Raw genomic sequence first — 1,094 nt, forward strand, 5'->3', positions numbered from 1 at the left:
CCCAATTGACTCACCGCGAACCCATATTTCTCCAACTTCATTGTCCTGACACAGCATATGTGTTTCAGGGTGTACTATTTTGACAGTCGTGCGTGCCATACCACAACTTACCAAAGGAACTCCTTCCAATGCATCACTTGTTAAGTTGATCTTGTTATTGCCAAAATGATGAGGATCGACATTGATAACCTTAGCCTCTGATAAAAACAATTTGGAAGATACCATGAGAGTGGCTTCAGCCAATCCATAACAAGGATGCAACGTGTTTTTTCTATAGCCTGCTGATTTAAACTTATCATAAAAAAGATCCATGGTTTTTATAGAAATAGGCTCGGCCCCATTAACAACCGTATCAAGACAGCTCAAATCCAGCTCATTAACAATAGAATCCTCTGTCTTGCGGGCGCAAAGATCAAAAGCAAAATTAGGAGCGGCAATTGTGGTGCATTTATATTTAGAAACATTGAGCACCCATAGAAAAGGTTTTGTAATGAAATCAACAGGAGACATATGGGTAGCCGTTATATTGGCATAAAGAGGTTCAATCATGCAGCCAATCAAGCCTAGATCATGATAAGGAGGGAGCCATGAAAAGACATGACTATCTGCTGTATGATTCATCGCATTTTTTATGATTTCTACATTATTAAGGAGATTCGCATGCGTTAATATGACACCTTTGGGATTCCCCGTTGAACCTGATGTGTATTGCAAAAAGGCAATGTCTTGTAGGGAAATTTCATTAGTTCGAACCAATTGCGTAGAGTATTTTTTGCGCTTCTCTGTAGCAACAAGGGGAATCTGTGCTTTCCTAAGTATATCAAATAAATTGACATAGGTTTCATTCAAACCCGCCATCTTTTTAAATTTTGCAGGTAGAAATCGATTCGCAATCATTCCCTTCTTTAAAGAAGCTGTCGTAGTTTTATCACATAATACAAGGCTTGGCTTTGCATCTTGAATGATATGCAGTAAACGAAAAGCCATTTGGGTATTAGCCGGGGGGAAAACAGGAACCGCAATTGCCCCTGCTCGCAAGCAAGCAAAAAATCCGACAATGTATTCCAAACCAGGCTTGGCCGCCAAGATAACCC

Annotated in this window: 1 protein-coding gene; it reads right to left on the reverse strand. The window is 40.0% G+C overall.

What is annotated here, in order from left to right:
* Nucleotides 1-1,094 (reverse strand): AMP-binding protein (locus Lbru_RS08570; protein ID WP_157061504.1); only part of this gene is annotated, 1,094 nt, incomplete at both ends.

It is taken from the genome of Legionella brunensis (genome assembly GCF_001467025.1).
GTDB classification, from domain to species: Bacteria; Pseudomonadota; Gammaproteobacteria; order Legionellales; family Legionellaceae; genus Tatlockia; species Tatlockia brunensis.